The 12,129-nt window shown below is 66.8% G+C and carries 11 protein-coding genes; 3 read left to right on the top strand and 8 right to left on the bottom strand.

What is annotated here, in order from left to right:
• Positions 1-24 precede the first annotated feature (24 nt).
• From Q7I88_RS06070 to Q7I88_RS06050, 5 genes are all read right to left on the bottom strand, one after another.
• Positions 25-291, bottom strand: coding sequence for a hypothetical protein (locus Q7I88_RS06070; RefSeq protein WP_305098146.1), 267 nt, complete (start codon positions 289-291; stop codon positions 25-27).
• A gap of 141 nt (positions 292-432) precedes the next feature.
• The gene (locus tag Q7I88_RS06065; protein ID WP_305098145.1) at positions 433-1,026 is read right to left on the bottom strand and encodes an ABC-type transport auxiliary lipoprotein family protein; all 594 of its coding nucleotides are present in this window, start codon (positions 1,024-1,026) and stop codon (positions 433-435) included.
• Positions 1,027-1,037: 11 nt separating this feature from the next.
• Positions 1,038-1,976, bottom strand: coding sequence for an MlaD family protein (locus Q7I88_RS06060; protein ID WP_305098144.1), 939 nt, complete (start codon positions 1,974-1,976; stop codon positions 1,038-1,040).
• Between the two features lie 9 nt (positions 1,977-1,985).
• Positions 1,986-2,867 carry an ABC transporter ATP-binding protein gene (locus Q7I88_RS06055; RefSeq protein WP_305098143.1) on the bottom strand — a complete coding sequence of 294 codons (882 nt, stop codon included), beginning with the start codon at positions 2,865-2,867 and terminating at the stop codon, positions 1,986-1,988.
• Entirely contained in the window at positions 2,864-3,973 is a 1,110-nt protein-coding gene (locus Q7I88_RS06050; RefSeq protein ID WP_305098142.1) for an ABC transporter permease, read from the bottom strand. The genes Q7I88_RS06055 and Q7I88_RS06050 overlap by 4 nt, the downstream gene beginning before the upstream one ends.
• Positions 3,974-4,086: 113 nt before the next feature.
• On the opposite strand from Q7I88_RS06050, the gene Q7I88_RS06045 reads away from it, so the two are divergent.
• From Q7I88_RS06045 to Q7I88_RS06035, 3 genes are all read left to right on the top strand, one after another.
• Positions 4,087-6,927, top strand: a complete 2,841-nt coding sequence (locus Q7I88_RS06045) for a valine--tRNA ligase (RefSeq protein ID WP_305098141.1) — start codon at positions 4,087-4,089, stop codon at positions 6,925-6,927.
• Positions 6,928-7,284: 357 nt separating this feature from the next.
• Entirely contained in the window at positions 7,285-8,031 is a 747-nt protein-coding gene (locus Q7I88_RS06040) for a 7-carboxy-7-deazaguanine synthase QueE (RefSeq protein ID WP_305098140.1), read from the top strand.
• Between the two features lie 23 nt (positions 8,032-8,054).
• On the top strand, positions 8,055-9,533 hold the full coding sequence (locus Q7I88_RS06035) for an MATE family efflux transporter (protein WP_305098139.1): 1,479 nt from the start codon (positions 8,055-8,057) through the stop codon (positions 9,531-9,533).
• 22 nt (positions 9,534-9,555) lie between these two features.
• Here Q7I88_RS06035 and Q7I88_RS06030 read toward each other — a convergent pair whose 3' ends face one another.
• The 3 genes from Q7I88_RS06030 to Q7I88_RS06020 are packed head-to-tail and all read right to left on the bottom strand — an operon-like array spanning position 9,556 to position 12,090.
• Positions 9,556-9,879, bottom strand: coding sequence for a hypothetical protein (locus Q7I88_RS06030; RefSeq protein WP_305098138.1), 324 nt, complete (start codon positions 9,877-9,879; stop codon positions 9,556-9,558).
• Positions 9,879-10,313 (bottom strand): hypothetical protein, encoded by a 435-nt coding sequence (locus Q7I88_RS06025; protein WP_305098137.1) that lies wholly within the window; start codon positions 10,311-10,313, stop codon positions 9,879-9,881. The genes Q7I88_RS06030 and Q7I88_RS06025 overlap by 1 nt, the downstream gene beginning before the upstream one ends.
• Positions 10,314-10,350: 37 nt before the next feature.
• Complete coding sequence (locus Q7I88_RS06020; RefSeq protein ID WP_305098136.1) at positions 10,351-12,090, bottom strand: ATP-binding protein; 1,740 nt, start codon at positions 12,088-12,090, stop codon at positions 10,351-10,353.
• Between the last annotated feature and the right edge of the window lie 39 nt (positions 12,091-12,129).

Here is a 12,129-nt window from a genome sequence, read left to right as displayed (position 1 = left end):
CGAGAGCGGCCTGGTGTTCCGCGCTCAGGAGCGCTTCTGGTCGGGCCAGTAATTCAGCGGGCGGTCGCCCCAGCGCAGGCCCGCAGCGCGCGGTTGGATGCAGTGGTCCTGCTGTTCGGATGTGCACACGTCGTAGACGACGTTGTCGACCTTGACCTTGGTGGCCTTACCGCGCGCATTATGCTCCACCACCTCGGGGCTCTTGGCCTTGATGCTCGACTGCTGCGCGGCGGCTGGTGCGCCGACGGCGGTCAGGGCGAGTGCGGTTGCGGCTGCAATGGGAATTTTCATCGAAATCTCCTGTGTTGGGTTACACCCAAACAATGAGGAGACTCGGGCAAGAGTTCCGAGAGCGGTTTTCCCGGGAGCGGGCAGAGCCGGTTGGCGCGGCGAGTGGGTTCGCGGCCAAATCAGCGCGGGGGTCGCGCCGCTTTACCCGACCCACTCCGCGACTTCGGCGGCGACCTTGTTGGCCGCTTCGTTGAGCGCCGCGCCGACCGGTTGAGCCTTGGCCGGCACGCCCTCGACGACCGCTTCGAAACGCCGGGTCAGGACCTTGCTGTCGCCGGTCATCAGGACGGCGTCGAAGCGCACCACCGCGGCCATGCGGTCGGCATCGTAGTCCATCGCCACGAGGGTGCCCGAGAGCTTTGAGGCGGCGCTGTATTCGAGGTCGGTCCCGCTGACCAGCAGCCGGTTGCCCTTGGCGCGGATAGTGTCGCCGAGCACGCGCTGGAACAGTCGGGCGGGCCTTTCGACCCATTCGGCGTCCTTGAGGTAGGCCAGCGAGGAACTGCCGGTGAGCACCGGCACGCGCGTCACGTTGAGCTTCTGCGGCGCCTGCAGGTCGAGGATCGCCAGGGCCGTGTCGGCGTTGCCAGCGGCCCCGGTGCCCGCCGCCGCCTGACTCGAGGCGGTGAGGTTGAGCAGCCTGTCGGGCGGATCCTTGCCCAGGCTGACGCAGCCGGCGAGCGCCAGCACGAGGAGCGGCAGGAAGGCCAGGCGGGCCCGGCTGGAATTGGTCATCGCATCACGCCTCATGGCTTGTAGTTCGGCAGCTTCTGGCCGCCGATCAGGCCGCCGGCGCCGCCCGCCTCGATGGATTCGGCCATCTGACGCAGGGCTGCTGTGGTCTTGCGCAAGTCGCGCAGCGCCGCCTCGGCCGCCGGAAGGGTGCTTTCCGAAACCTGCCGCGCGGCGGGGCGCACGTCCTGCATCGTGGCGTTGAGCGCGTCGGCCGCTTGGCGGGCGGACACCAGCGTGCGGCGCAGTTCCTGCATCGTCGAGGCGCCGTCGCGGTTGAGCAGCTTGTCGGTCGTGCCCAGCGTCGTCTCGAACTGGGCCAGCGTTTCGGTGGCCTGCGCCAGCGTGGCGTCGAGCTGGTCGAGCACCTCGTTCACCCGCGGACCGGTTTCGGCGAGCTGGTCGGTCATCCGGTTGGTGTTGGCCAGGATGCCCTTGATCGAGTTCTGGTTGTCCTTGTCGAGCAGGTCGCTGAGCCGCTCGGTCAGCGTCGAAAGATTGTCGAGCAATTGCGGCGCACCGGCGAGAATCGCGCCGAGGCCGCCGGCCTTGGGCTGGATCTCCGGCACTCCGTCGCGCCCGATCTGGGTGATCGGCGGCTGCCCGGCGCGGGCGCCGTCGAGCTGGATGGTCGACACCCCGGTGAAGCTGCCGAGCACCGTGGCGGTGGTGCCTTCGAGGATCGGGACGTCTTCCTTGACGCTGATGCGCACCTGCACGAACTGCGGGTCCTTTTCCCACAGGTTCATGTCTTCGACCTTGCCCACCGGCACGCCGGCAAAGGTAACCTGGCTGCCTTCGGCGAGGCCTTCGACCGATTGCGGGAAGAAGATGTCGTACTGCTTGCGGTCGCTAGTGCCCCAGCCGGCGATCCAGACGATGAACACCGACAGCGCCGCGAGCAGCACCAGGGTGACGATCCCGACCCAGACGTGATTTGCGCGGGTTTCCATTCGCTTGTCCTATGCCCCCGCCTTGTCGCTGTTGTCCATGCTCTTGGCGCCCTTGGCCCGCTCCGCGCGCTTCTCGCTCGCCTGTGCGGCGCGGCCGCGCGGCCCGTTGAAGTATTCCTGGATCCACGGGTGATCGCTTTCGAGAAGCTCGGGGATCGTCCCGACGGCAATCACTTTGTGGTCGGCGATCACCGCCACGCGGTCGCAGATCGCATAGAGCGTGTCGAGATCGTGAGTGATGAGGAACACCGTCAGCCCCAGCGTGTCGGCCAGTTCGCGGGTCAGCTCGTCGAACCGCGCCGCGCCGATCGGGTCGAGCCCGGCGGTCGGCTCGTCGAGGAACAACAGTTCCGGGTCGAGCGCCAGCGCGCGGGCCAGGCCGGCGCGCTTGCGCATTCCGCCCGACAGCTCGGAGGGATACTTCGCCGTCGCATCTTCCGGCAGGCCCGAGAGCACGACCTTGTAGCGGGCGATCTCGTGCTTCAGTTCGGGGTCGAGCTCGGGGTAGAACTGCTTGAGCGGCACTTCGACGTTCTCGCCCACCGTCAGGGTCGAGAACAGCGCCCCGCCCTGGAACAACACCCCCCAGCGGTTGCGCACGCCGATTTCCTCGTCCGGCTCGGATTCGAGGATGTTCTTGCCGAACACCTCGATCGTTCCCTCGTCGGGTATCTGCAGGCCGATGATCGAGCGCATCAGCACCGACTTGCCGGTGCCCGAGCCGCCGACCACGCCGAGGATTTCGCCGCGCCGCACCTTGAGGTCGAGGTTCTCGTGCACGACCTGGTCGCCGAAGCTGTTGCGCAGCCCCTCGATCACGATCGGGTACTCGCCGTCGTAGCGCGTGCCGACATCGTCGGCCGCCTCGGCCTCGATCTGCGCCTCGCTCATGCCCAGCCGACCTCGGTGAAGAGCACCGCGAAGAACGCATCGAGCACGATGACCATGAAGATCGCCTGGACCACCGCCATCGTGGTCCTCAGGCCGACCTGCTCCGAATCGCCCGACACCTGCATGCCCTGGTAGCAGCCGGTCAGCGCCACGATCAGGCCGAACACCGGCGCCTTGATGGTCCCGACCCACACGTCGTAGAGCGGGACGACTTCCTGGATGCGCGAAAGGAAGGTGAGGAACGGGATGCCCAGCGTAAGGTCGGCGACGAAGGCCCCGCCGATGATCCCGAGAACGCTCGAATAGAAGCCGAGCAGCGGCATCATCACCACCAGAGCCAGCACGCGCGGCACCACCAGCGCTTCCATCGGCGAAACGCCGATCGTGCGCATGGCGTCGATTTCCTCGGTGAGCTTCATCGTCCCGATCTGCGCGGCGAAGGCCGAGCCGGAGCGGCCGGCGATCATGATCGAGGTCATCAGCACGCCGAGCTCGCGCAGGGTCAGCCGCCCGGTCAGGTTGATGGTGTAGATTTCCGCTCCGAACTGCTTGAGCTGTGCGGCGCCCTGCTGCGCGACGACGATACCGATCAGGAAGCTCATCAGCCCGATGATCGGCAGCGCGGTGACGCCGGTCAGCTCGAGCTGGCGGACGAAGGCTTTCATGCGGAAGCGCGAGGGATGGCGGAAAATGCCGCCGACCGACACCAGCAGTGCGCCGACGAAGCCGATCATCAGCCGCGCCCCGGTGAAGAATTCGAGCACCAGTTCGCCGACCCGTTCGGGCACGCGCAGCAGCAGGCGCGGGCGCGGCGGTTCGATGTCGGCGGTGTTCTCGGCGTCCTCGACCGCCTTGATCAGGCGCTGCGCCTTCTCGCTCGCCCCGGTGATCTTGGCGCCGCTGGCCCGGGAAAAGCGCAGCACCGTCCAGGCGCCAACGGTGTCGACCTGCTCCACTTGCGAAAGGTCGATGCGCGCCGCCTCGCCCTCGTACTGGCGCAGCTTCTCGTCCAGCACCCCGATGCTGGAAATGACCAACGGGCCGTGCAGCACCAGCTGCGTGCCGCCATCGCCCTGTTCGATGGAGAAGTCCGCCCATTCGCGCATATCGCGCTGCTATGCGGGCAAAAACCGCAGGCGGCAAGCGGCTCACGAAGCCCGATCGGCCACGACGCGCGCCTTGCGCGCCTCCTTCGCCGCTGGCAAAGGCGCTCGCGCATATGACGACAGAGCTCGACAAGACCTTCGATCCCGCCGCCATCGAGGCGAAGTGGTACGCCCACTGGGAGGAGACCGGCCAGTTCCGGCCTGCGCGGCCGGACGCCGAGCCCTTCACCATCGTCAACCCGCCGCCCAACGTCACCGGGTCGCTGCACATCGGCCACGCGCTCGACAACACGCTGCAGGACGTGGTGGTCCGCTACGAGCGGCTGCGCGGCAAGGACGCGCTGTGGGTCGTGGGCACCGACCACGCCGGCATCGCCACGCAAATGGTCGTCGAGCGCCAGCTCGAGGAGCGGCAGGACAAGCGCACCAACTATTCGCGCGAGGAATTCGTCGACAAGGTCTGGGAATGGAAGGAGGAAAGCGGCGGCACCATCACCCGCCAGCTGCGCCGCCTGGGCTGTTCGATGGACTGGAGCCGCGAACAGTTCACCATGGACCCGCACTTTACCCGCGCGGTGGTGAAGGTCTTCGTCGACCTCTATAACCAGGGGCTGATCTACCGCGACAAGCGGCTGGTGAACTGGGACCCCAAGCTCAAGACCGCGATCAGCGATCTCGAGGTCGAAACGCGCGAGGTCGCCGGGCACTTCTGGCGCTTCCGTTATCCGCTCGCCGATGGCTCGGGATCGATCGAGGTCCAGACCACCCGCCCGGAAACGATGCTCGCCGACATGGCGGTGGCGGTTTCGGCCGACGATCCGCGCTATGCGGCAATGGTCGGCAAGCAGCTTCGCCTGCCGCTGACCGGGCGGCCGATCTCGGTGGTCGTCGACGCGCATGCCGATCCCGAGCTGGGCACCGGCGCGGTCAAGGTCACCCCGGGGCACGATTTCAACGACTTCGAGGTCGGCAAGCGCGCCGGAATCGCGCCTGCCGAAATGCTCAACATGTTCGATGCCGAAGCGAAGGTCATCCAGACCGCCGACGGCCTCATTCCCGACCAATTCATCGGCCTCGACCGGTTCGAAGCGCGCACGGCGGTGGTCGCGGCGATGAAGGCGGGCGGCTTTCTGGTCCCCTACGTCGACAAGGACGGGGCCGAGTACGACGCCGAACCGCGCACGATCCAGCAACCCTACGGCGACCGCGGCGGCGTGCCGATCGAACCCTGGCTGACCGACCAGTGGTACGTCGACGCCGAAACGCTGGCCAAGGGCCCGATCGAGGCGGTGCGCTCAGGCGCGATCGAGATCGTCCCGAAGAGCTGGGAAAAGACCTTCTTCAACTGGATGGAAAACATCCAGCCGTGGTGCGTCAGCCGTCAGCTGTGGTGGGGGCACCGGATTCCGGCCTGGTATGGCGAGGATGGCAAGGTCTACGTCGCCGAGACCGAGGAAGAAGCGCAAGCGCAAGCGGGAGAAGGCGCGCCCTTGCGCCGCGACCCCGACGTCCTCGACACCTGGTTCTCCAGCGCCCTGTGGCCCTTCGCCACGCTCGGCTGGCCGGACGCCGAATTGCCTCCCCGGGACGGGGAGGTGGCAGCGCGGAGCGCTGACGGAGGGGATTCTCCTCCTGCAGCGTCGGTGCGAGGGGCAAATCCCCTCCACCGTCCTGCGGACGGTCCCCCTCCCCGTGCCGGGGAGGAAAATTTGCTGGCCAAGCACTACCCCAACGACCTCCTCATCTCCGGCTTCGACATCCTGTTCTTCTGGGACGCGCGGATGATGATGATGGGGATGCACAACACCGGGCAGATCCCCTGGCCGCGGCTCTACCTGCACGGCCTCGTGCGCGCGCCCGACGGGCAGAAGATGTCCAAGTCGAAGGGCAACGTGGTCGACCCGCTCGGCCTGATCGACCGGTACGGCGCCGACGCGCTGCGCTTCTTCATGGCGGCGATGGAAAGCCAGGGCCGCGACATCAAGATGGACGAGAAGCGCGTCGAGGGATACCGCAACTTCGCGACAAAGCTTTGGAATGCCACGCGTTTCTGCCAGGCCAACGGGATCGGTGCGTCGCAGACCCTGGCCGCGCCCGAGGCAACGCTCGCGGTCAACAAGTGGATCGTCGGCGAGGTGGTCGAGACGCTGGCCGAACTCGACAAGGCAATGGCCGACCTGCGCTTCGATGCCGCGGCGAATGCGATCTACCACTTCGTCTGGGACACGTTCTGCGACTGGTACCTCGAGCTGATCAAGGGCGTGCTGAGCGAAAAGCCCGCTCCCCTTCAGGGGAGAGGGTTGGGAGAGGGGGCGTCGGCCGACGAAACCCGCGCCGTCGCCGGCTGGGTGCTCGACCAGATCCTCGTCATGCTGCACCCGTTCATGCCCTTCATCACCGAAGAGCTGTGGCATGCGCAGGACGAACGGCCCTACGACCTCATCGTGGCCAGGTGGCCGGCGCCGCAAGCAGCGGTTGACGCAGAGGCCAAGGCCGAAGTCGAGTGGCTCGTCGAGCTCACGCGCAACCTGCGCACGGCGAAGAACGAACTCGGTCTTGCCCCGGGCGCCAAGCTGGAAGCCTGGCTCGCCTCGCCCTCCACGCTCGCCACCCGCGTCATCCTCTCCAACGCGGCAACGCTCGATCGGCTGGCCCGGCTTTCGGCCATCCACCAGCGCGAGGCGCCTGCCGGAGCGGCGATGCAGATCGGTGCCGGCAGCGACATGTTCGTCATCCCGCTCGAAGGCGTGATCGACATCGGGGCCGAAAAGGCCCGCCTCGCCAAGGCGCTCGAAGCCGCGCGCAAGGAGGCCAAGGCGCTCGAAGGCCGGCTGTCCAACGCCAACTTCGTCGAACGCGCCAAGCCCGAGGCGGTCGAGAAGGCGCGCGCCGACCACGCGCACCATACGGCCGAGGCCGAGCGGCTCGAAGCCGCACTGGCGCGGCTGGGGTAGCGAACCGCTTTCCTGTTTCGTCACCCTGAACGTGTCTGTGCCTTGCACAGCTTCGCTTCCACGGTCCATTTCCCCAACCGCACCGCCGCAGCGGACGAGGAATGGATGCTGAAACAGTTCAGCATGACGGGATGGAGCTGTTGATGAAGCGGACGCCGCGAAAAACGCTTTCCTACACGCTTGGGCTTTGCCAGCGTGGCTGGTGATGCAATTCCTTCGACCTCACTGCGTTTTGCGCCCCGATCCCGCAAAAGTGTCACCCGGCATTTCGACGCCTATCGTATTGTTTTTAATGTCGAACGTCCAAATTTGGCAGGTTGACAGGGTGTCGCTTGTGTCACCCGAATCCAACACGCCATGGCGCTGATCCTCGCCACCGACGACCACGGCGAGCCCGAGATCTTCGCCTCGCTGCAGGGCGAAGGACCCTCGCAGGGCAGGCCCTGTGCCTTCATCCGCCTGAGCCGCTGCAACCTCGCCTGCCTATGGTGCGACACGCCCTACACTTGGCATTTCGAGGGCGACAACCGGCCGCACCGCGGCGGCGAGACTTATGTCCGCAAGGCCAACCAGGTGAGCCTCGCGCCCGAGGACGCCGCGGCGCGCATAGCCGCGCTCGGCCAGCCGCGCCTCGTCGTCACCGGGGGCGAGCCGCTGCTGCAGGCGCCGGCGCTGGCCCGCATGCTGGATCGGCTGCTCGCACTGCTGCCCGGTATCCGGGTCGAGATCGAGACCAACGGCACCGTCGCCCCGCCGCCAGCGCTCGATGCGCTCGTCGCGCAGTACAACGTCAGCCCCAAGCTCGCCCATTCGGGCAATCCCGCCGACCTCGCGCTGCCACCCGAACGTCTTCACGCCTGGGCCGCCGAGCCGCGTGCCGCGCTCAAGTTCGTCGTCGCCGAGCCCGCGGATGCCGACGAAGTGCTCGCCCTCGCCCAGCGTTACGCGATCCCGCGCGAGCGAATTTGGCTGATGGCCGAAGGCACCGATGCCGAGACGCTCGACGCCCGCGAAAGATGGATTGCGGCGCTGTGCGTGAAACACGGTTTGACTCTGTCCAAAAGGTTGCACATCGGGCTATACGGCGACACGCGCGGGACGTGAGCGCTATCAACGAGGGGGATTGCATGAGCGGCGAACAGCCCGGCGGCGGACCGGCCGCGAGACCGGCGATGCCGATGCGCGGCGACCTGACCCAGGGGCCGGTCCTGCGCACCCTGATGATTTTCGCCCTGCCGACGCTGTTCAGCAACATGCTGCAGTCGCTTTCGGGTACGGTCAATTCGATCTGGGTCGGCCGGCTGATCGGCGAGGACGCTCTCGCCGCAACCGCCAATGCCAACATCATCATGTTTCTCGTCGCCAGCGCGGCCTTCGGCTTCGGCATGGCCGGCACGGTCAAGATCGGCCAGCGCTACGGCGCCCGCGACATCGACGGCGCCCGCCGGACCTTCGGCACCGCGGTCGGATTTTCCGTCTTCGTCATGGTGGCGATCGCGCTGGTCGGCTGGCTCGCTGCGCCGGCCTTGCTGACCGTCCTCGACACGCCCGGCGGAGCCTATGCGCTGGCCCTGACCTACATCCGCCTGATGTTCGTCTCGATGCCGTTCATGATGGTCTCGGTGATCCTCACCATGGGCCTGCGCGGAACCGGCGACGCGCGCACGCCGCTGATCTTCATGGGGGTGACCGTGGCGATCGACGCCGTGCTCAACCCGATGCTGATCACCGGCTTCGGGCCCTTCCCCGAGCTCGGCATCGCCGGTTCGGCGCTTTCGACCATCGTCGCCAGCCTGGTCTCGTTCTTCGGGATGATCGTCTACGTATACGCCAAGGACCTGCCGCTGCGGCTGCGCGGGGCGGAGCTTAGATACCTCAGACCGGTGCGCGACGAACTCAAGTTCATCGTCCTCAAGGGCATCCCGATGGGCGCGCAGATGCTGGTGATGAGCGCGGCCGGGATCATCATCGTCGGCCTGGTCAACCGCGAGGGGCTGATGATGACCGCGGCCTACGGCGCCGCGATGCAGCTGTTCACCTATATCCAGATGCCGGCCATGGCGATCGGCGGCGCGGTCAGTGCGATGGCCGCGCAGTTCATCGGCGCCCAGAAGTGGCACCGGCTCGATCACGTCACCCGCGCCGGGGTGCTGGTCAACTTCGCGATGACCGGGGTGCTGACGCTGCTACTCCTGGTCTTCGACCGCGCCGCGCTGGTGCTGTTCCTCGGTTCGGGGAGCGAGGCGGTCGAGATCGGCCGCCACATCCAGGTGATCTCGGTGTGGAGCTTCATGTTCTTCGGCGTGACGATGGTCTACTCGGCGACGATGCGCGCCGGGGGGGCGGTCGTGGTGCCGCTGGTCATCATCGCCGTGGCACTCTACCCGGTGCGGCTGGGCTTCTATTTCCTGACCTACGATACGCTCGGCTCGGACGCCATCTGGTGGTCGTTCACCGTCGGCGCGATCGCCGGCCTCGTGCTCGCCTGGTGGTTCTACCACTACTCGGGTTGGCGCAAGCACGCCTCCGCCGAAACCAGCGAGGAAGCGCAGGAGCAAACCCAGGCCGACGGCCAGCCCGCCGGCCGCTACGCGCCCAACCTCTAGTCAGGCGCCGGGGCGCGCGCCCTTAACTCGCCGAAGGCGTGGCGCCGGCGGCGGGGGCTGCGGGAGCCGGGGGCGGACCGGCGGCGGCACAGGTTTCGAGGAGCGCTCTGAGGTCCTCGCCCCACTTGCGCAGCGCCTGCGCATTGGGAGCGAGGATCTGCAGATCGTGCTTGGCGTCGCCGTTGAATCTCTCGCCGACCATCGGCGGCTCGGCCGGAATTTGCGCGCGGTCAACGCAGGCGACCGGCTCCGGCGAAGGCGCGGGCTGGGGCGCGGGTTCGGCGGCGCCGGGCATGGTTGTGCACCCGGGCAGCAGCAGCAGGGCGAGGAAGAGGGCGCGGCGCATCACAAGCCTTCCGCGTTGCGAATCGACTTCGGAGTCACGCAGTTCGTCTCCCGGATCAACCTCTGGCGCAAGTCTTCAGCCTCGGCCTCGAGCTGTTCGGCCCGTTTCGCCTGCTCGACGATCCGTTTGTCGAGGTCGTCGCGCCTGACATCGGTCGCCAGCACGCGGTTCGCGGCGCGGAATTCGACGGTGTTGAGTTGCAGCTTGGTCAGCGCATGGGCCTGCGTCTCGCGCAGCAACCGGTCGCTGAGATCGGACCGCTCGCGCGCCTGGACGTCCATCCGCCACGCCATCACGGCGATCACCGCCGACAGGACGAGAATAAGGCCCTCGCGCCAGCCGAACCGGCGCAACAGCGGGGCATTCTTGCCACTCGAATTCATTGCAATGTCCTCGTCAACCCGCCGCGCGATTACCAGCGCAAGGGCGGTCATGGCAACGGCATCCGCCGCAGCCACGCAACCGGAGGTCTTACTTGCCTTGACTGCGCCAGCGCTGAACGGTGCGGTGGACCGCTTCCTCTTCGCCGCCGCCGCCGCGCCACAAATCGGTGAAGCTGGGATCTTCCGAGGCCGGGCGCCTGACCTCTTCGAGGTTGTCGAACGCCACGCGGATCGGGATCGCCACACCCTCGCCGCAGATGATGCATTCGCGGTTGCGCAGCGCGGGGATCGAATCGAGGAACCCGCGCGCGCCTTCGGGCATGGCGGCCTTGACGAAGGCCTGGTCGCGGTCGTTGTTAAGACGCATCGAGATGATCGTACCGCATTGGCTGAGCACGCCTTCGGCAAGGTCCGACGGGCGCTGCGTAATCAGCCCCAGGCTGATGCCGTACTTGCGGCCTTCCTTGGCGATGCGGCTAAGGATGCGCCCGACGCTCGATCCGTCGGCGTTCTTCTCGTTCGGCACGTAGCGGTGCGCCTCTTCGCAGACCAGCAGGATCGGCCGGGTCTTCTCCTCGCGGCCCCAGATGGCGAAGTCGAAAACCATGCGGCTGAGCACCGCGACCACGGTCGAAGTAATGTCAGACGGGACGCCCGACACGTCGATGATCGAGATCGGCTTGCCGCCGCCCGGCATGCGGAAGATCTTGCCGATGAATTCGGCCATGGTGTCGCCGACCAGCATGCCCGAGAACATGAACTGGTAGCGCGGGTCCGCCTTGAGCTCGTCGATCTTGGACTTGATGCGCATGAACGGCGCGCTGCTCGTCGCCTTGTCGAGCTTGCCCATCTCGTCTGTAATGATCGTCGTCAGGTCGCTGAGCAGGTAGGGGATTGGCGAATCGACCGTAATCTTGCCGATCTGTTCCGCGAGCCGGTTCTTGCCGCGCGCCTTGAGCAGGCACTTGGCGAGGATGTCGCTGTCCTCCTGCCGGTCGTTACCGGTCGAGGTCAGGAATACCTCGCAGTGCTCCTCGAAGTTCATCAGCCAGTAGGGCATCTGCAGGTTGCTGACGTCGAAGATCGTCCCGGTGTTCTTGAACGCAGCGGAATATTCGCCGTGCGGGTCGATCATCACGATGTGGCCGTTGGGCGCGCTTTCGCAGATCCGGTGCAGGATCAGGGCGGCGCTGGTCGATTTACCGGTACCGGTCGAGCCGAGCAGCGCGAAGTGCTTGCCGAGCATCGCATCGACGTAAATGCCGGCGCGAATGTCGGTGGTCGGATAGACCGTGCCGACCTGGATCGCATTGCGTCCGTCGGAGGCGTAGATTTGCCTGAGGTCCGCGGTGGTGGCCGGATAGACCAGCGCGCCGGGGATCGGATAGCGGGTCACGCCGCGGCGGAAGCTGTGGATTCGCCCGGTGAGCTTTTCCTCGTCGCCCTCGCCCATGAAGTCGATGTTGGCGAGAATGCCCGCGGCGCGCCGGTCCTGCTTCTGGTTGCGCACGCTGGCGAGCAGCCAGCCGTCGTTGGTCTTGATCTTGATTTGGCTGCCGACCTGGCCGGCCAGCGCAATCGACGGGTCGCCGTCGTCGGCGCATTCGGTCACGCGCTCCAGGTCGAGCGCGATCAACGAGCCCGAGCCTGCGATTTCGAGCACCACGCCGATCGGCTTGCCGGCATTGTCGGTCGAGGCAACCCTTCTTGCGTCGCCTGCCGGCGCGCTTGCGGGACGCGGGGCGGGCTGCGCAGCGCCTTGCGGTGCACCGCGCTGTTCGACCGGCTGCTGGCCGCGTTCGAATTGCTGCCTCGTCATGTCGTTCATTTGTCTCGCCCGTGGTCTCGATCTTACCGCCTCCGGGCA

Origin of the sequence: Croceibacterium aestuarii (assembly GCF_030657335.1) — a bacterium.
Lineage (GTDB): Bacteria > Pseudomonadota > Alphaproteobacteria > Sphingomonadales > Sphingomonadaceae > Croceibacterium_B > Croceibacterium_B aestuarii.
Note: the sequence above shows the minus strand (reverse complement) of the source record. Positions and strands in the feature narration are given on the sequence as shown.

Excerpts from the sequence above, each read along its gene's own strand:
- Q7I88_RS06070 (WP_305098146.1), bottom strand. The coding sequence starts at position 291 with ATGAAAATTCCCATTGCAGCCGCAACCGCACTCGCCCTGACCGCCGTC.
- Q7I88_RS06065 (WP_305098145.1), bottom strand. The coding sequence starts at position 1,026 with ATGACCAATTCCAGCCGGGCCCGCCTGGCCTTCCTGCCGCTCCTCGTG.
- Q7I88_RS06060 (WP_305098144.1), bottom strand. The coding sequence starts at position 1,976 with ATGGAAACCCGCGCAAATCACGTCTGGGTCGGGATCGTCACCCTGGTG.
- Q7I88_RS06055 (WP_305098143.1), bottom strand. The coding sequence starts at position 2,867 with ATGAGCGAGGCGCAGATCGAGGCCGAGGCGGCCGACGATGTCGGCACG.
- Q7I88_RS06050 (WP_305098142.1), bottom strand. The coding sequence starts at position 3,973 with ATGCGCGAATGGGCGGACTTCTCCATCGAACAGGGCGATGGCGGCACG.
- Q7I88_RS06045 (WP_305098141.1), top strand. The coding sequence starts at position 4,087 with ATGACGACAGAGCTCGACAAGACCTTCGATCCCGCCGCCATCGAGGCG.
- Q7I88_RS06040 (WP_305098140.1), top strand. The coding sequence starts at position 7,285 with ATGGCGCTGATCCTCGCCACCGACGACCACGGCGAGCCCGAGATCTTC.
- Q7I88_RS06035 (WP_305098139.1), top strand. The coding sequence starts at position 8,055 with ATGAGCGGCGAACAGCCCGGCGGCGGACCGGCCGCGAGACCGGCGATG.
- Q7I88_RS06030 (WP_305098138.1), bottom strand. The coding sequence starts at position 9,879 with ATGCGCCGCGCCCTCTTCCTCGCCCTGCTGCTGCTGCCCGGGTGCACA.
- Q7I88_RS06025 (WP_305098137.1), bottom strand. The coding sequence starts at position 10,313 with ATGACCGCCCTTGCGCTGGTAATCGCGCGGCGGGTTGACGAGGACATT.
- Q7I88_RS06020 (WP_305098136.1), bottom strand. The coding sequence starts at position 12,090 with ATGAACGACATGACGAGGCAGCAATTCGAACGCGGCCAGCAGCCGGTC.